21 protein-coding genes are annotated in these 24022 nt (G+C 64.4%); 4 read left to right on the top strand and 17 right to left on the bottom strand.

Annotation, left to right across the window (positions count from 1 at the left end; translation table 11 throughout):
• Window positions 1–6 precede the first annotated feature (6 nt).
• The 7 genes from LPB260_RS25630 to LPB260_RS25600 all read right to left on the bottom strand — a co-directional run bounded on the left by LPB260_RS25630 (window position 7) and on the right by LPB260_RS25600 (window position 10430).
• Window positions 7–558, bottom strand: a complete 552-nt coding sequence (locus tag LPB260_RS25630) for a rhomboid family intramembrane serine protease (protein WP_208708704.1) — start codon at window positions 556–558, stop codon at window positions 7–9.
• Window positions 555–5813, bottom strand: coding sequence for a DNA repair ATPase (locus LPB260_RS25625; protein WP_208708703.1), 5259 nt, complete (start codon window positions 5811–5813; stop codon window positions 555–557). The genes LPB260_RS25630 and LPB260_RS25625 overlap by 4 nt, the downstream gene beginning before the upstream one ends.
• A 118-nt stretch (window positions 5814–5931) precedes the next feature.
• Window positions 5932–6144: a hypothetical protein gene (locus LPB260_RS25620; protein WP_256625601.1), complete on the bottom strand. Its 213-nt coding sequence runs from the start codon at window positions 6142–6144 to the stop codon at window positions 5932–5934.
• Between the two features lie 157 nt (window positions 6145–6301).
• Entirely contained in the window at window positions 6302–8347 is a 2046-nt protein-coding gene (locus tag LPB260_RS25615) for a flotillin family protein (protein WP_208708701.1), read from the bottom strand.
• Between the two features lie 38 nt (window positions 8348–8385).
• Window positions 8386–9024, bottom strand: coding sequence for an OB-fold-containig protein (locus LPB260_RS25610; RefSeq protein ID WP_208708700.1), 639 nt, complete (start codon window positions 9022–9024; stop codon window positions 8386–8388).
• A gap of 65 nt (window positions 9025–9089) precedes the next feature.
• Window positions 9090–9785, bottom strand: a complete 696-nt coding sequence (locus LPB260_RS25605) for a PspA/IM30 family protein (RefSeq protein WP_208708699.1) — start codon at window positions 9783–9785, stop codon at window positions 9090–9092.
• 24 nt (window positions 9786–9809) lie between these two features.
• The gene (locus LPB260_RS25600) at window positions 9810–10430 is read right to left on the bottom strand and encodes a YjfI family protein (protein ID WP_208708698.1); all 621 of its coding nucleotides are present in this window, start codon (window positions 10428–10430) and stop codon (window positions 9810–9812) included.
• A gap of 351 nt (window positions 10431–10781) precedes the next feature.
• Between LPB260_RS25600 and LPB260_RS25595 the strand changes: the two genes are divergently transcribed.
• Together LPB260_RS25595 and LPB260_RS25590 are read left to right on the top strand one after the other, a co-directional pair.
• Window positions 10782–11978, top strand: a complete 1197-nt coding sequence (locus tag LPB260_RS25595) for a CaiB/BaiF CoA-transferase family protein (protein ID WP_208708697.1) — start codon at window positions 10782–10784, stop codon at window positions 11976–11978.
• Window positions 11979–11998: 20 nt separating this feature from the next.
• The gene (locus tag LPB260_RS25590; protein ID WP_208708696.1) at window positions 11999–12262 is read left to right on the top strand and encodes a hypothetical protein; all 264 of its coding nucleotides are present in this window, start codon (window positions 11999–12001) and stop codon (window positions 12260–12262) included.
• Window positions 12263–12279: 17 nt separating this feature from the next.
• Here the strand turns inward: LPB260_RS25590 and LPB260_RS25585 are convergent, their stop codons facing one another.
• The 5 genes from LPB260_RS25585 to xerD all read right to left on the bottom strand — a co-directional run bounded on the left by LPB260_RS25585 (window position 12280) and on the right by xerD (window position 17228).
• Window positions 12280–12543 (bottom strand): 50S ribosomal protein L7/L12, encoded by a 264-nt coding sequence (locus tag LPB260_RS25585; protein ID WP_208708695.1) that lies wholly within the window; start codon window positions 12541–12543, stop codon window positions 12280–12282.
• 132 nt (window positions 12544–12675) lie between these two features.
• Window positions 12676–14085, bottom strand: coding sequence for a threonine synthase (gene thrC / locus LPB260_RS25580; protein ID WP_208708694.1), 1410 nt, complete (start codon window positions 14083–14085; stop codon window positions 12676–12678).
• Between the two features lie 11 nt (window positions 14086–14096).
• Window positions 14097–15401 (bottom strand): homoserine dehydrogenase, encoded by a 1305-nt coding sequence (locus tag LPB260_RS25575; RefSeq protein WP_208708693.1) that lies wholly within the window; start codon window positions 15399–15401, stop codon window positions 14097–14099.
• A gap of 113 nt (window positions 15402–15514) precedes the next feature.
• Window positions 15515–16240, bottom strand: a complete 726-nt coding sequence (locus LPB260_RS25570; protein ID WP_208708692.1) for a thioredoxin fold domain-containing protein — start codon at window positions 16238–16240, stop codon at window positions 15515–15517.
• A gap of 91 nt (window positions 16241–16331) precedes the next feature.
• Window positions 16332–17228 (bottom strand): site-specific tyrosine recombinase XerD, encoded by an 897-nt coding sequence (gene xerD / locus LPB260_RS25565; protein WP_208708691.1) that lies wholly within the window; start codon window positions 17226–17228, stop codon window positions 16332–16334.
• Window positions 17229–17314: 86 nt separating this feature from the next.
• Here xerD and LPB260_RS25560 point away from each other — a divergent pair, with 86 nt between their 5' ends.
• Window positions 17315–19156 (top strand): sodium:proton antiporter, encoded by a 1842-nt coding sequence (locus LPB260_RS25560; RefSeq protein WP_208708690.1) that lies wholly within the window; start codon window positions 17315–17317, stop codon window positions 19154–19156.
• Window positions 19157–19538: 382 nt separating this feature from the next.
• On the opposite strand, the gene rplS is transcribed toward LPB260_RS25560, so the two are convergent.
• The 5 genes from rplS to ffh all read right to left on the bottom strand — a co-directional run bounded on the left by rplS (window position 19539) and on the right by ffh (window position 23059).
• Window positions 19539–19889, bottom strand: a complete 351-nt coding sequence (rplS, locus tag LPB260_RS25555; protein ID WP_208708689.1) for a 50S ribosomal protein L19 — start codon at window positions 19887–19889, stop codon at window positions 19539–19541.
• A gap of 42 nt (window positions 19890–19931) precedes the next feature.
• The gene (gene trmD, locus LPB260_RS25550) at window positions 19932–20684 is read right to left on the bottom strand and encodes a tRNA (guanosine(37)-N1)-methyltransferase TrmD (protein ID WP_208708688.1); all 753 of its coding nucleotides are present in this window, start codon (window positions 20682–20684) and stop codon (window positions 19932–19934) included.
• 5 nt (window positions 20685–20689) lie between these two features.
• Entirely contained in the window at window positions 20690–21217 is a 528-nt protein-coding gene (rimM, locus tag LPB260_RS25545) for a ribosome maturation factor RimM (RefSeq protein ID WP_208710165.1), read from the bottom strand.
• 18 nt (window positions 21218–21235) lie between these two features.
• Window positions 21236–21487, bottom strand: coding sequence for a 30S ribosomal protein S16 (gene rpsP, locus LPB260_RS25540; protein ID WP_208708687.1), 252 nt, complete (start codon window positions 21485–21487; stop codon window positions 21236–21238).
• A gap of 195 nt (window positions 21488–21682) precedes the next feature.
• Window positions 21683–23059: a signal recognition particle protein gene (gene ffh / locus LPB260_RS25535; RefSeq protein ID WP_208708686.1), complete on the bottom strand. Its 1377-nt coding sequence runs from the start codon at window positions 23057–23059 to the stop codon at window positions 21683–21685.
• Between the two features lie 157 nt (window positions 23060–23216).
• Between ffh and LPB260_RS25530 the strand changes: the two genes are divergently transcribed.
• Window positions 23217–24017 carry an inner membrane protein YpjD gene (locus LPB260_RS25530; RefSeq protein WP_208708685.1) on the top strand — a complete coding sequence of 267 codons (801 nt, stop codon included), beginning with the start codon at window positions 23217–23219 and terminating at the stop codon, window positions 24015–24017.
• The last annotated feature ends 5 nt before the right edge of the window (window positions 24018–24022 follow it).

Here is a 24022-nt window from a genome sequence, read left to right as displayed (position 1 = left end):
TTGTCGTCAGCCCTGCCGCGGCCTGCGCGCGATTGCCGCATAGAGCACCCCGCACAAGGCACCGGCAAGATGGTATTCAAACGAAATGCCCTGATGCGGCAACAGGCCGAACCACCAGCCACCGTAATAGAACAGCACCAGCAGGGCCACCAGCAGGTTGCGCAGGCTGTGCTGGAACCAGGCGTTGGCCAGCAACAGCCCCCACAGGCCAAACAGCCAGCCGCTGGCACCGACATGCATGCCCGGGCGGGCGAACAGCCATACCAACAGGCCGCTACCGAGGATGATGAACAGACTGGCCAGGACGAAGCGCCGGCGCGAATCGAGCATGGCCAGCCAGCCGAGGACCAGCACCCCCGGCAGGTTGCCCAACAGGTGCAGCCAGCCACCATGTAGCCAAGGCGCGAACAGGATGCCCGGCAGGCTAGCCGGATGGCGCGGCAACAGCCCCCAGGCATTCAGCGCATTGCCGCTGACACTGTTGAACAGCTGCAGCACCAGCATCAGCGCCGCAATCCCCAGCAGCAGCTGCAGGCGCGGCGCCCACCAGGCGCTCATCGTTCGCCGGCTTCCGGCTCCGCCTGATCGGGCCGCTGGCCGACGAAGTGGCCAAGCTCGCGCAACCGCGCGGCCATCTCGCCCATGCGGTTGTGGGTGCGCAGGTCGATGTCGAGCTTCTTGTCCATTGCATTGATCAGCGGCATGAAGCTGTTCTGCAGGGTGTCGGCCAGCTTTTCCAGCAATACCTGCACCCCCGGTTGCGCTGGCGCCACTACCTCCACCGCCACCTGCGGCTGCGCCTGGCCGAAGCGTTCCAGGCTGGCGAGCAACTGTTCCCAGGGCAACTGTGCGGCCTGCTCAGGCTGCCGCTGCAGGCTGGCGCCGAGGGCGCGAACGCCTTCGACCAGGTCGTTGAGCTGGGCCACCACTCGCCCGCCAACGTCGCTGTCGCTGCCGCCCATGGCCTTGTTGCGCAGGAAGTCGCGCTTGATCTGGGTCCAGCGCTCGGCCTGCTCGGGGGTCTGATTGCCACGCAGCTCGGCTAGTTTCAGCAGGTTTTCCTCGGCGCCGGTGGTCAGCAACTGCGCCTCACCCTGGTAGTGGTCGGCGACCAGCTGCAGCAGCTCGGCATCATTCATCACCGCGCTGATCTTCTCAGCCATCTTGTTCATGTTGCGGTAACTGCCCTGCAACTTGAAAGGCGGCTCACTGCGGTAGTGATCGGCCTGGGCGGCGCTGGCGATGTACTGCTGATTGACCTTGAGCACCACGTCGCGCACCTGCATCAGGCGCTGCAAGGTGCTGACGATCTCGTTGATCTCTGCGCCGCTGTAGCTGTGGCTCAGTTCATTGCTGGAGAACGGCTTGCCTTCGGCCTTGGCGACGAAGCGATAGACATCGCCCATGTCGCGGGTGGCCAGCGGTGCCAGCACCGGATTGGAGGTCAGGCCGTTCTCGATATAGGACAGCGCGAAAGCTTCCTGCATGCCGCCCAGGGTGTCGCCGAGGTTATAGATATCGGCGCGGTTGGCCAGCATGTCGGGAATCTTGAAGACCTCGCCGGACTCGGTATAGGGGTTGCCGGACATCACCACGCAGAACTTCTTGCCGCGCATGTCGTAGGTCTTGGTCTTGCCCTTCCACACGCCTTCGATACGCCTGGTGCCATCACAGAGCGAGATGAACTTCTGCAGGAACTCCGGATGGGTGTGCTGGATGTCATCGACATAAAGCATCACGTTGTTGCCCATCTCCAGGGCCAAATTGAGCTTTTCCAGCTCCTGCCGCGAGGTGGCGTCCGGCGCCTGGGCCGGGTCGAGGGAGCGCACCTCATGGCCCAGGGCCGGGCCGTTGATCTTCATGAAGATCAGCCCCAGGCGGTGTGCCACGTACTCCATCAGCGTGGTCTTGCCGTAGCCCGGTGGCGAGATGAGCATCAACAGGCCCATCAGGTCGCTACGCTTGTTTTCCCCGGCGGTGCCCATCTGCTTGGCCAGGTTGTCGCCGATCACGCCCAGGTAGACATCGTTGATCAGCTTGTTACGGACGAAGGAGCTCAGCGGCCGCGGCTTGAACTCGGCCAGGCGCAGTGCCTCGCGCTCGCGGGTGACCACCTCCTGGCGCAGCGCCTGATAACGCTGCAAGCCAGGCAGGAACTGTGCGCGATGGGCGCGCAGGCGGGCGAAGTAATCATCCACCGCCAGCACCAGGCTGCGCTCCTGAATACGCGGGTGGTCGCCCAGCAACCCGGTCACCGTGAAACGCAGGTCGACCTCGGTTATGCGCCGCGGTACCTCCTCGGCCAGGAGCGACAAGGCCACCGCCTCGCCAACATAGCCGCGCAAGGCGGCGAACCCCGGGTCCATGCACAGGCCATGCAGCCAGTTCTCGACGAGCCCCCATTGCGCCGCCGGACGCTCGTGCAGGCGCGCCAATGCCTGCTGGAAATCGTCCCACATGCGCGCCTCCTGCAAGCGCGACTTGAGGCCATCCAACAGCTGCTTGGCGTACTTGCTGAAGGTGAACTCGATACGCTCGGCCGCCAGCTCCTGCACCAGATATTCGGCGGCCTCCTCGACCTGGTTTGGTGGCACGCCCAAGGGTTGCTCGACGAGAAACGCCTGCAGGGCCGTGGCGATTTCCGCCTGCAGGCCGAGCAGGCCGTCGCGCCGCCCGAATAGCTGAAGGATATGCCGGCTGGTACGCGCCCGCTCCGGCCACTGGCCGATTGCCGGTTGCCCCCGGCGCAGACTCCAGAACAGGCTGGCCAGCGCCCGCGACGGTGCCGCGTAGCGCAACAGCCCGGCGCTCTCGCGCAGCGGCAGCAGCTGGCCGAGCAGGGCCGCCGCGTCATGGTCGTGGATGCCTTTCTGGTAGCCCTCCTTGTAGCGCGGCGCGGCGAAGTCGCGGAGCAATTTGACCAGGCCCTCGGGCTGCATCAGCAGGCTCTTCACGTGCGCCAGATCGAGCCCGTCACGACCGGCATCGGCTGCCGCCAGCAGCTCACCGGCCAGGTACTCGGCGCGGTACAGGCTGGCCGACTCCGACTCCAGGGACACCTGCCAATAATCGCGCAGCGACTCCAGCTCCGCGTCGCGCAACGGCTCGAGGAAGTCGGTGCCGGTCAGGTGCAGGTACAGCTGGTCGCCGCGTGGCATCAGGGTCAGGTCGAGTTCCTGGGTGTTGACGCTGAAGCGATGGCGCGGCCCGAGCTTGATGACGTTACCGCCTTCCTCGAACAGCTCGCTCTTGTCGCGCAGGGCACGCACCGCTTGATCCTTGGCCCCCTTCAGGCGCGCCTCGACATCGTCGGCCTTGACGCTGTCCTTCAACTCGCGCAGGCGCTCGGCCAACTCGCGCAGTTTGAGGATCAGCGGGTCGGCGGCGAAGAAGGCATTCAGCTCCTCGGCCTGGGTGAACCGTGCGGTACGCCGGCCGAGGCTGTCGAGGATGCGCCGCGCGGCATCCTGCAGGCCCTGGGCCCTGCGCTGACGCTCGTCGAGCAGCGCCTGCTTGTGGCCCTCGAAGGTCTCCAGCAGCTCTTCGCGCTTGGCCATGATGTCGCCGAGGAACTGCTCATGATCGCCGAACTGGCTTTCCAGCTCCTCGAGCTGAACCAGCAGCCGCGACAGCTCCTCGTCGCAGCGCTCGGGGTCCTGGGCCATGGCCAGGGCGTTGGTGATGCCCTGGCTGAACAACTTGAACTGGGCGCCGAACTGCGCCACGGCTTCCGCCGAGCCGAGCCCCTTGCGCCGCTGCTCGGCACGGGCCTTGGCCTGGTTGAGACGAGCGTATATCTCCGAGATGGATTCGACGATGCGGGTGCGCTGAGTCGCATCGTCGATCTGCAACGAGGCCATCAGCCCGGAGAGCATGTCGAGGTTGCCGGCCATGGCCCGCAACTCGGCCAGCGGCTCGCTCAGTTGCGCCACGCTTTCGGCTTTCTGCGCCTGACCATCCAGTGCTTGCAGCTGTTCGACGTAGGGTTGCAAGGCCGCGTCGCTGGCGAGGAAGGCCGAGGTAGCCAGCGCCACCCGCTCCTGGGCGACGCGCAGCTCGGCTTCCATGGCGTCGATGCGCGCCACGTCGATGTAGCGGTAGTCGCGGATGGTCAACAACTGGCCGCGCTGGGCGGTGAGGCCATTGAGCGCATCGACGAAATGCTGCACCTGGTCCCAGCTGTCCGTCCGCAAGCTGCCCAGCAATGCCTGCTGCCGGGTCTCGGCCTCGCCCATGGCGCGACTGGATTGACGACGGATGCTCTCGACCTTCTCGAACTCATCCAGCACCAGTTCGCCGCTGCCGGCTATCTCGCGCAACAGCGGCGCCAGGCCCTGGCACTGGGCGTCGTCGAGCCAGTGGTAGATATCGAACAAGCGCCGGGTGTTCTGGCACAGTTGGGTATAACGGGCGACCGAGACCTCCGGGCTGTCGATCTCGCGACTGAGGTTGAAGAGATCGGACACCCCGCGCACCAGCTCGGCGTTGCCTATGCGCCCGAAGAAACCGCCGCGGGACGGTTGGCGGGCGGCGAACTCCTCGGTGAAGAAGGGCGTCTGCCAGATCTGCATGGGGTGAATGCGCGTCGGCTCCTCGCCCTCGGCGGCGAAGATCACCATGCGCCCGTCTTCCAGGCGCGCGTAGCCGTGGCCGAACAGCGGGTTCTGCAACTGGCGGGTGATCATGTTGTAGGTAAGCAGCACCGAACGGCCCTGCTCGGGGTGATAGAAGATGTACTGCACGTCCTCGCCATTGGGCGAACGTACTGCGCGCTTGAAGCGCATGCCCGCCATGGACTGCTCGAACGCCTTGCTTTCTCCGTTCTGCAGGTAGTAGCCGCCGGGAAAGATGATGCCGTGGTCTTCCGGCAACTGCACACAGGCTAGGCCTATGGCGTCGATGCGCTCGACCTTGCGCGTCAGACTGTTGAACACCAGGTAGCGCCACTGTTCTTCACGGTACGGCAGCACTTTGAGCAGGATCAGACTGCCCAGCCGGGCGAACTCGATCTGTGCATCATCCAGCGACTGGGTCTTGTCCAGTACCGCTTCGCGGTAGATGCCCAGGCCATCTTCGGTGTTGTTCTCGACCTTGACCGTGAGGTCGCCGCCGATGGTCTCGACGAACAGCGTATCGAGGATGTTCAGGTGCGGATGGCGGCCACTGACCACCATCTCGCGAGTGGTTTTCTGCCACTCGAAATCGAATGGTTCCGGCAAGGCGATGTCGCGCTCGCCGCGGTTGTCGATGTAGCGGATCTCCGTGCCGTCGACCGAGATCGACCAGCGGAACACCCGGATATCGCTGATGCGTTCGCCGATCTGGAAGCTGGCCAGCAGCTTGCCGTCGCGCACCAGCAGCTGCAGCAGGCGGGTGTTCTTGTAATAGGTGTAGAGCTCGTTGAAGTCGTTGACGAAGCTGCTCTGGGCCAGAAAGCTGCCATCCAGCGGCAGCGCTTCGGCCTCGTAGCCTTCGCCCTGCTCGCTCAGGCGATAGAGGGAAAACACGTCGCCGACGCGGGTTTCCTTCTTCAGCCCGAGAAACACGTTGTAGCCGAACAGCAGGCAGTCGCCGACCTGCACGATATCGCGCGCCGTGCAGTTGTTCTCGGTGCGGATGCGCACCCGCCCGACCACCGCCATCTGGCTGCTGCCGAACTCGTCAAGACGCTGCTGATTGAGCGTCTCGGTAATCTGGCGCAGGCGTTGCCCCTGCTCCTGCAGGCGCTTGTGCAGCACCTCGTAGGCGCCGCCTTCGGCGACGGCCTTGTCCAATACATCCTGTGGCTGGGCTACGGCTGGAGCATCCGACATCGTGGTCTTCCTGAATCTGCGCTGTCTGCAAGCAAAGACGCCCCACCAGGCGGGGGCAGAGGCCAGAGGGCAAGCCTTGGCTTGCCCCGAGGGCGAAACGAACGGCTTTGCCCCTTATTTATGCCCCGATTTTTCTCGCGATCTCGGCAAGCTTGTCGTGCATGGCCTGATCGATCTCCTCCGCTTTGATGTGACCGATGATCCTCTTCAGCACGCGAATCTCGTTGTCATCAATCACCCCGTCGCGCTCGGCGATATCCAGTAGCGCGCCCAACTCCTGCACATCCAGACGACCGTCATTGGCGAAGCACTGGATCGAACGGAAGGACATTTCCAAATAGTCTCTTGGTTCCGACATCAAGCTTTCCCTGTTCATTGCTGGTGGTATGAGGCTCGGCGTTCACCTGCATGGCAGGTGCCCAGCGAGCGACTCGTTCCTTGATCGACCAGCCTCCAGCGCCCTCAGCGGCGCTGGCGGCTCTGGCGCCTCAAGCCTCCTTGATATCCGCCACTGCCGGCGTCTTGGCCTCGGCCGAACGACCATTCAGCAGCCGCGCCAGCACGTCTTGAACCACCGGGCTCTTGCCTACCACGCCCTCGATGGCCTTGCCCACCGACAGCGACTTGGCGAAGGAGTTGAAGAAGTCGCCTTCGCCGCCGACGATCTCGATCTTCGCCTTGCCCAGTGCGGTGGCCAGCACTTCGGCCTGGTCCTTGGCGATGTCCTTGTTGGCCGCGATAGCCGCCATGGCTTCCTCGAAGCTCTTCTCCAGCTGCATGCGGAACTCTTCATGAGCCCGGGCGCTGTCACTCAGCGCATCGAGGGCACCGAACTTCTTGCCCAGGCCCTCGGCCTCGGCGTTCAAGCGCTCCAGCAGGACGTCCGCCTCGGCCATGCCCAGGTCCTTGGTCGCCTTGGCCTTGGCCACGCCGAGCTGCTCTTCGCCACGCGCCTGGGCGCCCAGCTTCTCCTCCAGCACCCTGGCCTCGGCCAAGCCATCTTTCTCCTTGGCCGCCGCCTGAGCTTCGGTAACCCGCGCCTCGGCCAGGCCTTTCTCCTGCTCGCCCTTGGCTTCGGCGATCAGTCGCTCGGCCTGCACCCGCGCCTCGGCAAGACCTTCCTTCTCCTTGGCCGCGGCGGTGACTTCGCGCACTCGGGCGTCGGCCAGGCCTGGCGCGGCACGCTCGGCCTCGATGCCTTCGGCCAGCTTCTTCTTGGCCTCGGCCTGCTTGGCCGCCGCTTCGAGTTCGGCCTGGGCCAGGGTGTTGATCTCCACCGCCTTGTGCTTGGAACGGGTCTCGTCGGCCTCGGCCTGCTTGACCTGGCGTACCAGCTCCTGCTCGGCTTCGGCCTGGGCCTGCAGGACGATGACCTGCTTGGCACGGTCGGCCTCGGAGACCTCGCGCACCTCCTTGATCCGCTCCTCTTCCTGAGCCACGGTCTTCTCCACCGCCACGCGCTCGCGGATCACCCCGGCGATGTTCTTGCGCTCTTCTTCAAGCGCCTTTTCCTTCTCGATACGCTGCAGCTCGACTTCGCGCTCGCGGGCCACCACTTCCAACTCCTTGGCGCGGGTCACCTTCTCCACTTCGATGACCACCGCGCGCTGGCGATTCTGCTGCGCCACCTCGACCTCGCGCTGATGGTTCTCGGCGCGGATGTCCAGCTCCTGCTGGGTCTGGATACGCGCCTGCTCCGCCTTAAGCCGTTCTTCTTCCTTGACCTTGAGCGTCTCGGCCTCCTCGCGGGCGCGAATGGTCTCGATCTCGCGCTTCTGCCGCGCTTCGGCGTCGGCCTGCTGGCGCTCCAGGGCCAGGGTCGCCTCGCGGGTCTCGACGTTCTTCTTCTTGATCGCCAGTTCTTCGTTGCGCTCCAGATCGTTGGTGATCACATTCTGCGCGGCGGTCAGCTCGGTGATCTTGCGAATGCCTTCGGCGTCGAGGATGTTGCTTGGGTCCAGGGAGGCCTTGGAGGTCTGCTCCAGGTAGTCGATGGCGACGTCTTCCAGGACATAGCCGTTGAGATCGTTGCCGATCACCTCGACGATGCGGTCACGAAAGTCCTGGCGGTTCTCGAACAACTGGACGAAGTCGAACTGCTTGCCGACGGTCTTCAGCGCCTCGGAGAACTTGGCATTGAACAGCTCGTTGACCGCGGCGCGATCGGAGGCGCGATCCACGCCGATGGCCTTGGCCACCTTGAGCACGTCTTCCTGGGTCTCATTGACGCGCAGGTAGAAGGCCACGGTGATGTCGGCGCGCATGTTGTCCTTGCAGATCAAACCGTCCTTGGCGCGGCGGTCCACTTCCAGGGTGATCAGGGAGATCTTCATGAACTCCTTGAGGTAGATCACCGGATAGACCAGGGCGCCGGTGAAATGCACCTTGGGCGTCGACGACATGTCGTTGACGATCAGTGCCGTGCCCTGCGGGACCTTGATATAGAAGGCCTTGAACAGCACGAAAAAGCCGAATATCAGCAAGAAGAACAGGCCAACACCGGTCAGGAAGGGCATCAGTAACTCGAGGCTCATTGCGATCAATCTCCTTTGATTCTGGGGTGAGTGGGGCCTTAGAGGCCCTTGAACTCGTCCTCGGTAATAACCCGGTAGGCATGCTCGCCCTCCAGATATTCCAACAACACGACTCGGTCGCCGCGTTTGAAACCTCTCGCCTCCTCGGCACGCACACGCAGGATCAGTCCCGCGCCACCGTCCTCCAACAGCGCCTCACCATGACTCAGGCTGACTCGCCCGCTGCGCACCACCGCAGTCTGACCCAGTACCGACTTGCTACTGGTAGCCTCCAGCTTGCGAAACAGCGGGCGCAGCGGGCGGCATAACGCCGCGCTGACCGGTACCGCCAACAGCAGTGCTACACCGGCCACCAGGATCCCCAGCGGATACCGCAACAGCTCCAGCGGCAGGTAACGCAGCACAAACAACTCGGCGAAGTAACTGACCAGCCAGGCGAAGAAACACAGCAGGGTCAGCACCAGGGTCACCGGCACGCCATTCAACCCCAGTTTGAGCAGCAGCCCGGCCAGGCCTTCCGGCTGCAGCGAATCGAGCGCCGAATCGGCCTCGATATCCAGCAGGTCGACCTCGAGTATCCCCAGGGCGGCGACACACCAGTAGAGAATTGCCAGGCTCAGCAGGAAGCTGAACAGCAGTGTGGGAAACGCCAGGGCGCTCTGCAGGAAAATATCCATATGGTTCCTATCCCGGTGCACGACGCGCCGGGGCCTTGCTGCCCCGGCGCCGCTTTAGCGAGCAATCAAGTCTTGGCCTTGCCCTTGAGGCGGGCTAACACGCTATCGGCGCTGGCGCCATCCGGCACTATGCCGGCGGCGCGCAGCTTGCTGTCCAGCGCTGCATCGCCACCTTCCGCGGCGGCCAGTTCGGCCGTGGCCTCCATCTTGGCCGCACGCTCGGCCTGCTGCTGCTTGATCCGCTCCAGCGACTCCACCGCGGTGTGCAGTTTGGCTTGCGAGCCTCCAAAGCGCTGGGCCACAGCCATCTGAGCTTTCTGCACGCTTTCTGTGGCCTTGACAGTGTCCACCTGTTGCTTCAAGCGCTTGATATTGCCCTCGGCCTGGCTCACCGCGTGACGCAATTGCGCAACGCTGGCGGCGTAGCCTTCGGCCTGCTCACGATCACTGGCCAGGGAGCTTTCCAGGTTGGCGATCTTCATCGCGACTTCCTTGGCCAACCCCTCGTCCCCCGCTTCCAGCGCCTTGAGGGCGTACTGCTCATACTCGGCGACCTTGGCTGCACCCTTACTGGCACGCTCGGCGGCTAGCTTCTGCTTGGCCATGATCTCGGCCAGAGCCTCCTTGGACTTGCGCAGCTCCAGATCGGCGTCGCGAATTTCCTGGTCGAGGATACGCAAGGCCTGCCCATCGACTATGGCCTCGCCCATTTCATTGGCACCGCCACGCAGTGCCGTCAGCAACTTGCTCCAGACGTTCATCGGACTCTCTCCTTCACAGTGGCTCTAAGCGCTAGCCTTGAGGAAGCCCTCGTAGGCTTCGGTTGCCTTGATCACATTGTCCGCCAACAACTCGATCTCCAGTACCACATCAGAGAGAGTCGAGGCCGCACTCAACGCGCCGAACATGGTGTAACAGTCCTGTCCATCCGGCAGGGTTTCCAGACCGATGCTCGACAACGGAAACAGCTTGTGGCTGCGCAGCACTTCTTCATTGAAGGCCTGAACGTCGCGCACATCGCTGGCGGGCCAGAGCAGCGCCTCGACGATAATCTGTTCGCCATACACGGCGACAAACAGCGGTAGATCGCCATATTCACGCATGGTCACATGCAGGCTCGCATCGGCGCCCTGTATCAGCTCGATTGAAGCGCCGCCTTCCTTGCACAGCTCGGCGGCCGAGAGCGCATCGAACAGTGCTTGTGCAGTCCAAACCTGAGGCATATGCATACCTCCCTCCTTCTCCATAGAGGCCAGCCTCGTTTGCGGCTGGCGCAGTTTCCGTTCAAAGGCCGCGAGCACCTGGGCGTGCTCGGGCAATATCCAGACTTCCTTCTTCACCAATCCCTGCTCGCGCAGGCGCTGGCGAAACAAACGCTGATAATGGGCTGACGATTTGCTTTCCATGACGCAGAGACTAGGCCATCACATGTAATGAATCAATGCATCACATGTAATTTCCTGAACAGACTCAGACGATGAACAACAAGGCCCCGCAACCACCAACGGACGTCGACCTGGAGACAGGAAAAGAGGCCGGACAGCGCCGAAGCAAGCCGACCTGCCACTCGTAAGCGCTGGGCGTCACGCCCCGGGGAATTTAACCGCAGAACCCCGCACGCACGTCCGACAAAAGTGCCAACTGCGTCTCATACAAACGCAAGATCGCCGCCCCGCACATAAGACATGGCAACCCTTAGCCTGCAGACACGCAATCGAATAGGCTAGGCGCGAAGCGCCATCCACACGGAGTCATGCATGAATCCCAGCAAACCCCTCGCCGGCCTCAAGGTCATCGAACTCGGCAGCCTGATCGCCGGCCCCTTCGCCGCGCGCATCTGCGCCGAGTTCGGCGCCGAGGTGATCAAGGTCGAGTCACCGGACGGCGGCGACCCGCTGCGCAAGTGGCGCAAGCTGTACGAGGGCACCTCGCTGTGGTGGTTCGTGCAGGCACGCAACAAGCGCTCGATCACCCTCAATCTCAAGCATGAGCAGGGCCGCGAGGTACTGCTGAAGCTGCTCGCCGAGGCCGACATCCTGATCGAGAACTTCCGCCCCGGGGTCCTGGAGAAGCTCGGCCTGGGCTGGGACGTGCTGCACGCGCTCAACCCCAGGCTGGTGATGGTACGTCTGTCCGGCTTCGGCCAGAGCGGCCCGCTGAAGGACCAGCCGGGCTTCGGCGCGGTGGGCGAGTCCATGGGCGGGCTGCGCTACATCACCGGCTTCGAGGATCGCCCGCCGGTGCGCACGGGCATCAGCATCGGCGACTCGATCGCCGCCCTCTGGGGCGTGATCGGTGCGCTCATGGCGCTACGCCATCGCGAGGTCAACGGCGGCCAGGGCCAGGTGGTGGACGTGGCCCTGTACGAGGCGGTGTTCGCCATGATGGAGTCGATGGTCCCGGAGTTCGACGTGTTCGGCTTCATCCGTGAGCGCAGCGGCAACATCATGCCGGGCATCACCCCCTCCTCCATCCACACCAGCGCCGACGGCCGGCACGTGCAGATCGGCGCCAATGGCGACGCCATCTTCAAGCGCTTCATGCAGGCCATCGGCCGCCACGACCTGGCCGACGACCCGCAGCTGGCCAGCAACGACGGCCGCGATGCGCGCCGCGACGAACTCTACGGAGTGATCGACCGCTGGGTCGGCGCACTGCCGCTGGAGCAGGTGCTGACCATCCTGAGCCGGGCCGAGGTGCCGGCCAGCCGCATCTTCAGCGCCGAGGACATGTTCACCGACCCGCAGTTTCTCGCCCGCGAGATGTTCCTCAGCGCCAAGCTGCCGGACGGCAAGCCATTCAAGATGCCCGGCATCGTGCCCAAGCTGTCGGACACCCCGGGCTCTGCCGAGTGGATAGGCCCCAGGCTCGGCGAGCACACCGAGGCCCTGCTCGCTGAACTAGGCTATGAGCAAGAGCAGGTCGCCGAGCTTCGGCGCAGCGGAGTCATCTGAAGGCGACCGGGAGGCATGCGATGCAGCAGGCCGAAGAGCAACTGCCGCCTGACGTGCTCCGGGCCCTGCACGCCGGTCACCGCGTGAGGGCCATCGGATTGCTGCGCGCCCACTCGGCCATCGGCGCCAAGGAGGCCGAAGCGCGCATCGACCGCTACCTGGAGGACAACCCGCCGATCCCCCTGCGCGGCCCCGGCATCGTGGCCTCCAGCCGGCTCAATGCCTTGGTGTGGGTCGCGCTGATCGTACTGATGGGCCTGGCGTACCTGTTGCTGGCCAGCTGAGGGGCGGAGTCCGCGCCCTACAGGCGATTGCTGAACAGCAGCAGAAGCACGCCCAGCAGCAGGCTCAACAGCACCCAGAAGCGCAGTCCATGCCGATGGCTGCTCGCGGGCCGAGCCGCAAGCAACTCCGGATGGGCATGCAGGTAAGCGTCCACCACCGCCTTGGCCTGCCGCAGCTCCAGCCCACGACTTTCGCGTAGCACCTTGATCGCCTCGACCTTGTGCCCCTGCTGCAACGCCGCCATCACCTGGGGCGGCAATTCATCGCGCTGCTCGTTCATGGCCTGCCTCGCGCCGCCACGCCTGTAACACTCTGAGCCTAGCCGGCCATGGCCGCCGGCGCCGCCCGCAGAAACGCGAAAGCCCGCTGCCGCCTGGGGCGACAACGGGCTTTGCAGGCGCTGGCGCGGGGCTTACAGCGGCTTGCCGCGATTGCCGTGGGCCGTGACGAAGCCCTGTACGGTCTTCAGATCATTGGCCAGCACGGTGCAACGCTCCTCGCGCTCGAACAGGTCGGCCAGGTGCGGCGGCAGCTGCGGCGACTGGCCGATGCCGGCCTTTTCCACCGCCTCCGGGAATTTCACCGGGTGGGCGGTACCCAGGATCACCATCGGCACGGCCAGGCTGCGCCGGCATTCGCGCGCCGCGCGCACGCCGATGGCGGTGTGCGGATCGAGCAACTCGCCGCACTCCTTGAACACCTCGGCAATGGTCTCGCAGGTGGCCCGGTCATCCACGGCCAGGGAATCGAACAGCTTGCGCGCCTCGGTCCAGCGATCCTGCTCGACGCTGAAACCGCCCCCCTGCTTGAAGTTGGCCATCAGCTCGGCGATCGCCGCGCCGTTGCGTCCATGCAGGTCGAACAGCAACCGCTCGAAGTTCGACGAGACCATGATGTCCATCGACGGCGACAGGGTCGGGTGCAGGGTGTCCTTGACGTACTGGTTGCCACTCATGAAGCGGTGCAGGATGTCATTGCGGTTGGTCGCGACGATCAGCTGACTGATCGGCAGGCCCATGTTGCGCGCCAGGTAGCCGGCGAAGATGTCGCCGAAGTTGCCGGTCGGCACCGAGAACGCCACCGAACGGGCCGGACCGCCGAGCTGCAGGGCCGCGTGGAAGTAGTAGACGATCTGGGCCATGATCCGCGCCCAGTTGATCGAATTCACCGCCACCAGGCGCGTACCCTTGAGGAAGCCCTGGTCGGCGAAGCTGTCCTTGACCATCTCCTGGCAGTCGTCGAAGTTGCCTTCCACGGCGATGTTGTGGATGTTGTCGCCGAGGATGGTGGTCATCTGCCGGCGCTGCACCTCCGACACCCGCTGGTGCGGATGGAGGATGAAGATGTCGACGTTGTCGCAGCGACGGCAGCCTTCGATGGCCGCCGAGCCGGTGTCGCCGGAGGTCGCGCCCATGATCACCACGCGCTCGCCGCGCTTTTCCAGCACGTGATCGAGCAGGCGACCGAGCAGCTGCAGGGCGAAATCCTTGAACGCCAGGGTCGGGCCGTGGAACAGCTCGAGCACCCACTCGTTGCCGTTCAACTGGCGCAGCGGCGCCACGGCGTTGTGGGCGAACACGCCGTAGGTTTCCTCGAGGATCTTCTTGAAGTCGCCGTCACTGATGCTGCCAGTCACGAACGGGCGCATCACCCGGAAGGCCAGCTCGTGGTAGGGCAGGCCGGCCCAGGAGGCGATCTCCTCCTGGGTGAAGCGCGGCAGGTTCTCCGGCACGTAGAGGCCGCCGTCGCTGGCCAGGCCGGCCAGCAGCACGTCTTCGAAATTCAGGGCCGGTGCCTGGCCGCGGGTACTGATATAACGCATGACTCTGTTCCTCAGACCAGTTGCTCGACACGGATGCGCACGACGCTGCCGACCACGTCGTCCAGCGCCTCCAGGGCGGCGATGGCCCCATTGATGCGCGCCTCGACCACCCGGTGGGTGACCAGGATCATCGGCACCAGGCCGTCATGCTCCTCGACTTCCTTCTGCATGATCGACTCGATGTTGATGCCGCGCTCGGACAGGATGCTCGCCACCTGGGCCAGCACGCCCGGATGGTCCTTGGCCTGGATGCGCAGGTAATAGGCGCTCTCGCACGACTCGATCGCCAGGATCGGGTGATCGGACAGCGAATCCGGCTGGAACGCCAGGTGCGGCACGCGGTTGGTCGGGTCGGTGGTCAGCGCGCGCACCACGTCGACCAGGTCGGCCACCACCGAGGAAGCGGTGGGCTCCATGCCGGCGCCGGCGCCGTAGAACAGGGTGCTGCCGGCGGCATCGCCGTTGACCATGACCGCGTTCATCACGCCGTTGACGTTGGCGATCAGGCGGTCGGCCGGGATCAGGGTCGGGTGCACGCGCAGCTCGATGCCGGCGTCGGTGCTGCGCGCCACGCCCAGGTGCTTGATGCGGTAGCCCAGGGCCTCGGCGTAGTTGACGTCGGCCGTGGTCAGCTTGGTGATGCCCTCGGTGTAAGCCTTGTCGAACTGCAGCGGAATGCCGAAGGCGATGGAGGCGAGGATGGTCAGCTTGTGCGCCGCATCGATGCCTTCGACGTCGAAGGTCGGATCGGCTTCGGCGTAGCCGAGGGCCTGGGCTTCCTTGAGCACGTCCTCGAAGGCGCGGCCCTTCTCGCGCATCTCGCTGAGGATGAAGTTGCCGGTGCCGTTGATGATCCCGGCCAGCCAGTTGATGCGGTTGCCGGCCAGGCCCTCGCGAATCGCTTTGATCACCGGGATACCGCCGGCCACGGCCGCCTCGAAGGCGACGATCACGCCCTTCTCGCGGGCCTTGGCGAAGATTTCGTTGCCGTGCACGGCGATCAGCGCCTTGTTCGCAGTGACCACGTGCTTGCCGTTGTCGATGGCCTTGAGCACCAGGTCGCGAGCCAGGGTATAGCCACCGATCAGCTCGATGACGATCTCGATCTCGGGATTGTCGACCAGCTCGAAGACATCCTGGGTAATCGCAATACCGGTAATGTCGCACTGCGGGTTCTGCGAACGCAGCGCAATCTGCGCCACTTCGATGCCACGCCCGGCACGACGCGCGATTTCCTCGGCGTTGCGCGTGAGCACGTTGAAGGTACCGCCACCGACGGTGCCCAACCCACAGATGCCTACTTTGACCGGTTTCACACTGAACTCCCCATCTGCACTGCGTAAAACGGCCGGAGCAAGCTCCGGCCGTGGAAAATGAGCCGCACCTTACGAAGCGGCCGATTATTAGTCAATCGAGTCGAGGCCCGGGGCTACTTGGCCTCCAGGGCCTGCTGGGCCAGCTGTGGCGCCGGTTGATAACCGGGGATCAGCTTGCCGTTGGCCAGGACGATCGCCGGCGTACCGTTGACCCCGATCATCTGCCCGAGGGCGTACTGCTGGGCGACCGGGTTGTCGCACTGCGCCTCGGGCACGTCCTTGCGGGCCTTGGCCAGATCCATGGCCGCCAGACGATCCTTGGCGCACCAGATACTGACCATCTCCTGGTAAGCCGGACTCTGCAAGCCCTGGCGCGGGAATGCTACGTAGCGCACCTCGACGCCGAGACGGTTGAGCTCGGGCACTTCGCTGTGCAGCTTCTGGCAGTAGCCACAGTCGGTATCGGTGAACACGGTGATGTGGGTCTTGGCCTGCTTGGCCGGGAACACCACCATTTCCTTGGCGGCAATGCCATTGATCTGCTTGGCGATGGCGCGACTCTCTTCCTGCTCGGTCAGGTTGATCGCCTGGCCGTCCTTGAACTGGTAGAGATAGCCCTGCAGGACGAACTGGCCGTCGGCGCTGGCATACAGCTGGCGTCCGCCCTTGAGCTGGACCTGATAGAGACCCGGCATCGGGCTCTCGGCGATCGCCTCGATCGGCATGTCGGGCTGGATCGACAGCAGGTTCTGGCGGATGGCCTGATCGGGATCTGCGGCCAGGACAAAGGTGCTGGCCAGGGCAACAGCCAGGGCCGCAGAAATGCGGGTCAAACGCATGGAAACTCCTGTCGAGCGAGGGACTAACGAAGATTTGCACAGCCTACCATAGAAGCCGGCAATGACAGACCACGGCAGCCGGACGGCCATCTCAGCCCCGTGGATGGTGCTGGGCGTGCAATTCCTGCAGGCGCGCACGGGCGATATGGGTATAAATCTGCGTGGTCGACAGGTCGCTGTGGCCCAGCAGCATCTGCACCACGCGCAAGTCCGCGCCATGGTTGAGCAGGTGGGTGGCGAAGGCATGGCGCAGGGTGTGCGGCGACAGCGATGAGGAAATACCCGCGACCCGGGCCTGCAGCTTGATGCGGTGCCAGAAGGTCTGGCGGGTCATCTGCTCGCCGCGCAAGCTGGGAAACAGCACGTCGCTGGGCCTGCCGTCGAGCAGCAGCGGACGCGCCTCCTTGCTGTAGCGCTCGATCCAGGCGATCGCCTCTTCCCCCAGGGGCACCAGACGCTCCTTGCTGCCCTTGCCGAAGACCCGCAGCACGCCCTGGCGCAGGTTGACCTGCTCCAGCGTCAGGCCGACCAACTCGCTGACCCGCAGGCCACAGGCATAGAGCACCTCGAGCATGGCCCGATCACGTAGGCCGAGTGGCTCGCCCAGCTCCGGGGCCGCCAACAGCGCCTCGACATCCGCCTCGGAAAGCGACTTGGGCAGCGGACGACCGAGTTGCGGCAGGTCGACCTGCAGGGTCGGGTCGAGCGCGATCAACCCCTCGCGCAACAGGAAGCGATAGAGGCCGCGGGCAGCGGAGAGGAAGCGCGCGGTGGAGCGCGCCTTGTAGCCTTCGTTCAGGCGCCAGGCGAGGTGGTCGAGAATCGCCTCGCGCCCGGCGCGCTCGAGCAGCAGGCCGCGCTCATCGAGCCAGCCGTTGAAGTGCGCCAGATCACTGCGATAGGCCGCACGCGTATGCGCTGACAGGCCCTTTTCCAGCCACAGGGCATCAAGGAAGCGGTCGATCAGGGGATGGTCTATGGCTGGCATGCGGGACTATGGCGGCGTCATAAAGCGGGTTAGTCTTTCACAGCCTGGCCAAGTACGGCCAGCGCCCTGCACTCCAAGGACACCCGATGAACGAACAGCAAATCCTCTTCGCCTTCGCCACCATTGGCGCCTCCGCCCTCGCCTGCCAGTGGCTGGCCTGGCGCCTGCGCCTGCCGGCGATCCTGTTCCTGCTGATCTGCGGCATTCTCGCCGGGCCGGTGCTCGGCTGGCTCGACCCACAGGCGCTGTTCGGCTCGCTGCTGTTCCCCATGGTGTCTATGGCCGTCGCGCTGATCCTCTTCGAGGGCAGCCTGACCCTGCACCTGTCCGAGTGGCGGGAGATCGGCAGCGTGGTCAAGCGCATGGTGACCGTCGGCGCCCTGGCCACCTGGGGCGTGATCGCCGTCGCCACTCATTACCTGCTCGGCTTCAGCTGGGAGATGGCCCTGCTGTTCGGCACCCTGACCCTGGTCACCGGCCCGACGGTGATAGTGCCGATGCTGCGCGTGGTACGCCCGAAGGCCTCGGTGGCCAATATCCTGCGCTGGGAGGGCATCGTCATCGACCCGATCGGCGCCCTGCTGGCGGTCGTGGTGTTCAGCTTCATCATCGCCAGCGGCGAGGGCGAAGGCTGGAGCCAGAGCCTGACCACCTTCGCCGGGGTCATCCTCTGTGGCACCCTGTTCGGCGTGGCGGGCGGCTGGGCCCTCGGCCAGGTGCTGCGCCGCCAATGGCTGCCCGACTACCTGCACAACCTCGCCGTGCTGGCCACGGTGCTCGGGGTGTTCATCGCCTCCAACGAGGTGATGCACGAGTCCGGCCTGCTCGCCGTGACCCTGATGGGCATGTGGCTGGCCAACATGAAGGGCGTGGACGTCCGACACATCCTGCACTTCAAGGAAAACCTCAGCGTGCTGCTGATTTCCGGCCTGTTCATTCTGCTCGCCGCGCGCCTGGACCTCAGCGCCCTGCTGGCACTGGGCCCGGCGGTGCTGTTGCTGCTGGCGATCATCCAGTTCATCGCCCGCCCACTGAACGTCGCCCTGTCGACCTTCGGCTCCAGCCTGAACTGGCGCGAGCGCGCCCTGCTCGCCTGGATCTCCCCACGTGGCATCGTCGCCGCCGCGGTTTCGGCGATCTTCGCCATCCGCCTGAGCGAAACCGGCCACGCCGGCGCCGAACTACTGGTTCCGCTAACCTTCGCCGTGATCATCGGCACCGTGGTACTGCAGAGCGCCACCGCTCGTCCCCTGGCGAGCCTGCTGAACGTAGCGGAGCCCGCCCCCAGCGGCTTCCTGATCATCGGCGCCAACCCGGTCGCACGGACCATCGGCAAGGCCCTGCAGCAGCTCGGTTGCCGCGTACTCCTGACCGACTCGAGCTGGGAGAACATTCGCGCCGCCCGCATGGACAACCTGCCGACCTATTTCGGCAACCCGGCCTCCCAGCACGCCGAGGCCCACCTCGACCTGGTCGGCATTGGCCACCTGCTGGCGCTGTCCCCGGCCGGCGAGCTGAACACCCTGGCGAGCATGCGCTTTCGCCACGAGTTCGGGCACACCCGGCTGTTCAGCCTGGCCAGCGGCCAGGAAAGCCGGCGCAGCGACAAGCACCGCGCCAGTGACGAGCACCGTGGCCGCCCCCTGGGCAGCCAGCCACTGACCTACCCCCAGGCAGCCAGCCGGCTGGCCAAGGATGCCGAGCTGTACAGCACGACCCTGACCGACGCGTTCAGCTGGGAGGACTACCAGGCCCTGCATGGCGCGCGAGCCACACTGCTGTTCGCCCGCGACCGCGAGGGCTGGGTGCACGTGATCACCCCTCAGGACACCATGCATCCGCAAGCCGGCTGGACCCTGGTGGCCCTGATAGAGCCCCAGACCACCGATACCGCGAAGGCCAAGCAGGAAAGCCTGCAGGCCTCCTGAACGAACCCGCGCGCCGGACTGCCGAGCGCCGCCGCCCAGGCGGCGCCCGGCTCGGCGCCTCCGGCGCAGAAACTAGGCAACACCGGCGTCGACCACCCCTACCAGCGATAGCAGCAATCCAGACCACGCCGGCCCTGGCGCCCTGGCGCCCAGGCGGCCGGCGCCGGCGCCGGCGCGACTCTCCACGCCCCCCAGGGGCCGATATCCCCGGCCAGCCAGCCAGCCAGCCAGCAGGAGAATGATCGAACGCGCTAAATCGATGGCCTCGACTGCCCCGGGATTTGCCCAGGCGCACGGGGAACAAGGTACGGGCAGGACAGGAGCCGAGCCCAGAAACAAAAAAGCAGCCCGAGGGCTGCTTTTTTCTGCAGGGAAGCGCGCCTTAGGCGAGCTTCTCCTTGATGCGTGCGGCCTTACCGGACAGGTCACGCAGGTAGTACAGCTTGGCCTTGCGCACGTCGCCGCGACGCTTGACAGCCAGGCTGTCGACCAGCGGGCTGTAGGTCTGGAAGGTACGCTCGACGCCGACACCGTTGGAGATCTTGCGCACGGTGAAGGCGCTGTTCAGACCACGGTTACGCTTGGCGATCACAACGCCTTCGAAGGCCTGCAGACGCTGGCGGTCGCCTTCCTTCACCTTGACCTGAACGACCACGGTGTCGCCCGGGGCGAAGGTCGGGATCTCTTTGGTCATCTGCTCAGCTTCGATCTGCTGAATGATTTTGTTGGTCATGCTGCGCTCCTAAGACAGGCCGTCGGGCCGGTCATCGATACGTTAACTATCGTCCCGCTGGCGGATGAATTCCTCCAGCAGCTTCTTCTCTTCTCCAGAAAGCGAGCGGCTATCCAGAAGATCGGCACGGCGCTCCCAGGTCCGACCAAGGGACTGCTGCAAACGCCAGCGCCGGATGTGTTCGTGGTTGCCACTAAGCAACACTTCGGGAACACGTTTATCCGCATACACCTCCGGGCGGGTGTAGTGCGGGCAGTCGAGCAGGCCATCCGTAAAGGAATCCTCCTCGGCCGAGTCCGCATGACCTAGTGCACCAGGCAATAGGCGCGTTACCGCATCGATCAGCACCATGGCCGGCAGCTCACCGCCGGACAGGACGTAATCCCCGATCGACCATTCCTCATCGACATGCGCCTCGATAAAGCGCTCGTCGATGCCTTCGTAGCGTCCGGCGATAAGGATCAATGCCTCCTCGCTCGCCAGCTCGCGTACCGCTGACTGGGTCAGCTGACGACCTTGCGGCGACAGGTAGATCACCTTCGCCTGACCACCTGCGGCCTGCTTGGCATCGAGCAAAGCATCCTCAAGCGGCTTGATCTTCATCACCATGCCGGGACCGCCACCGAAAGGCCGGTCATCCACGGTGTGATGACGGTCCGTCGTGTAGCTGCGCGGATTCCAACAGGACAGCTGCAACAGCCCCTGCTTCACCGCACGGCTGGTAATGCCGTAATCGCCGATGGCGGCAAACATCTCCGGGAACAGCGTAATGACTTCAACGCGCAAGCTCGGCATGGCGTTTAGAAGTCCGCATCCCAGTCGACCCGCATTTCGCCGGCAGCCAGATCAATCGACAGCACGCATTGCTCGGTATAGGGCAACAGGCGCTCGCGCTCATCCAGACTGTCGATGCAGGGTTTGACCACCATTACATCGTTGGCGCCAGTCTCGAACAGGTGATCGATCTTGCCGAGCAGCTGCCCAACCTGATCTATGACCCTGAGACCTTCCAACTGATACCAGTAGAACTCGCCATCGCTGAGTTCCGGCAGCTCGCTGCGGGGCACGCAAATATCGAAACCGGCGAAGGTACGAGCCACTTCCCGATCATCGAGCCCCTTGAGCTTTGCCACCAGGACCTTGCCTTGCAAGCGTCCACTGGCCAATTCGACCTGCTTTACCTCGTTGTCACGCCTGAGCGTCCAACGGTGGTATTCGAGCACGTTGTCCACTGGATCAGTAAAGGAGTACACCTTCACCTCACCTCGCACGCCATGCACCGAAACAATCTTGCCGAGTACAACCAGATCCTCGGCGGGCGCCGGCATCGTGCTCATAAGGAGTGCTTAGGCAGCAGCCTTGGCAGCTTCCTTGAGCAGCTGAGCAACACGCTCAGACGGCTGCGCGCCCTGGCTCAGCCAGTAGCTGACACGCTCCTGATTCACGGACAGCTTCACTTCGGCACCCGAGGCAACCGGGTTGAAGAAACCGACGCGCTCAACGAAGCGACCATCGCGCGCATTGCGGCTGTTGGTCACGGTCAGGTGGTAGAAAGGGCGCTTTTTGGAGCCGCCACGGGCAAGACGGATGGTTACCATTGAACTTCGTTCCTGTAGTCGGTGCTGCAAAACTGAAATGCACGCATAGGGCACTAGGCCCGAAAGGCCGCATATTCTAAGGATTATCCGGCCTTTTGCAAATCTCTTTTTCCGGCCGCCGGTCGGTGCCGGCGCCAAGCCCCGGGGCGCGGGGCGTGCAGCGGCCGCGCCACTATGCCCGAGGCCAGGCCGGGATCAAATCTTCGGCAGGCCGCCGCCGGGGAACATGCCACCCATGCCGCGCATCATCTTGGCCATGCCGCCCTTGGCGGTGAATTTCTTCATCATCTTCTGCATCTGCTTGTGCTGCTTGATCAGCCGCCCGATGTCCTGCACCTGGGTGCCGGAGCCCATGGCGATGCGGCGCTTGCGCGAACCGCTGATGATCTCCGGATCGCGACGCTCGGCAGGCGTCATCGAATTGATGATCGCCTCCATCTGTTTGAACTGCTTCTCGGCCGCGCCCTGGGCATTGCCCATCTGCGCCAGATTGACGCCGCCCATCTGCGGCAGCTTGTCCATCAGGCCACCGAGACCGCCCATGTTCTTCATCTGCTGGAGCTGGTCGCGGAAGTCTTCCAGGTCGAAGCCCTTGCCCTTCTTCAGCTTCTTGGTGAGTTTCTCGGCTTTCTCGCGGTCGAGGGTCTGTTCGGCCTGCTCGATCAGGCTGAGCACGTCGCCCATGCCGAGGATGCGCGAGGCGATCCGCTCCGGATGGAAGGGCTCGAGCGCCTCGCTCTTCTCCCCCATACCGATGAACTTGATCGGCTTGCCGGTGACGTGGCGCACCGACAGGGCCGCACCGCCGCGAGCATCGCCATCGACCTTAGTCAGCACCACGCCAGTCAGCGGCAACGCATCGGCAAAGGCCTTGGCGGTATTAGCGGCGTCCTGGCCGGTCATGGCATCGACCACGAACAGCGTCTCGGCCGGCTTGATCGCCCCGTGCAGCACCTGGATCTCGGCCATCATCTCGGCATCGATGGCCAGGCGACCAGCGGTGTCGACTATCACCACATCGATGAACTTGAGCTTGGCTTCCCGGATTGCCGCCTCGGCGATCGCCACCGGCTTCTGGGTGATGTCCGAGGGAAAGAAGGTCACGCCGATATCGGCCGCCAGGGTCTCCAGCTGCTTGATCGCCGCTGGCCGGTAGACGTCCGCCGAGACCACCAGCACGCTCTTCTTCTTACGCTCCTTGAGAAAGCGCGCGAGCTTGCCCACCGTGGTGGTCTTACCCGCGCCCTGCAGGCCGGCCATCAGCACCACCGCCGGTGGCGCGACATTCAACGCCAGGTCTTCGTTGGCCGCGCCCATCAGGCTTTCCAGCTCGGCGCGGACGATCTTCACGAACGCCTGGCCCGGCGTCAGGCTCTTCGACACCTCGGTGCCGACCGCCCGCTCTTTGACCTTATTGACGAAGTCCTTGACCACCGGCAGGGCGACGTCGGCCTCAAGCAGGGCCATGCGCACTTCGCGCAGGGTGTCTTTGATGTTGTCCTCGGTCAGCTTGGCTTTGCCAGTGACGTTTCGCAGGGTCTGCGAGAGGCGGTCGGTAAGATTTTCGAACATGCGCGTTCCTTTCAGGTTCTGCGGAACCGAGGCTGAGCTTGCGGCAGGCGGCGGATTATAGCGGAGACTCCCGGGCACCGACACCGCCAGCGGTCTTTCGTGGGGCGCCGGTTGTATGCCACACTCAGCGCCTTTCGGGCCTGCCTAACAAGGATTTATGCACCCTCTGCTGCCCAGCCTCGCAGCCGCCTGCCTTTACGCCGGCGCCACTGCCTACCAAAGCCTTCGACTCAGTCGGCGCAGCACGCCAGACAAACGCCTGCTGGCCCTGCTCGGCGTCCTCGCCCTGCTGTTTCATGGGGCCAGCCTGTTCGTGCAGATGAACCATGCGGCCGGCCTGGCACTGGACTTCTTCAACGCCGCCAGCCTGATCGCCTTCGCGGTGATCCTGCTCAGCCTGCTGGCCTGCGTGCGCATGCCGGTGGAGAACCTGCTGCTGCTGCTGTACCCCCTGGGTTGTCTGACCGTACTACTCGCCCAGCTCATGCCCAACGGCACCCTGCGGCCGATCAACGAGAATCCCGGCATCCTCGCCCACATCCTGCTGTCGATCATCGCCTACGGCATTCTCACCATCGCTGCCTTCCAGTCGCTGCTGTTGCTGCTGCAGGACTACCAGCTAAAGCACAAGCACCCGTCCGGGCTGATCAAGAGCTTCCCGCCGCTGCAGACCATGGAAAGCCTGCTGTTCGGCTTCCTCTGGGCCGGCTGGGCACTGCTGTCGCTGTCACTGCTGTCTGGCGCGCTGTTTCTCGACGACCTGTTCGCCCAACACCTGGCGCACAAGACCATCCTCTCCAGCTTCGCCTGGGTGGTCTTCGCGGTGCTGCTGTGGGGGCGCCATCAGCTCGGCTGGCGCGGACACAAGGCCATCCGTTGGACCCTGGCGGGCTTTTGCCTGCTGATGCTGGCGTATTTCGGCAGCAAACTGGTCCGCGAATTCATCCTGCATATCTAGGCCCT

This window comes from Pseudomonas sp. LPB0260 (genome assembly GCF_013388395.1).
Note: the sequence above shows the minus strand (reverse complement) of the source record. Positions and strands in the feature narration are given on the sequence as shown.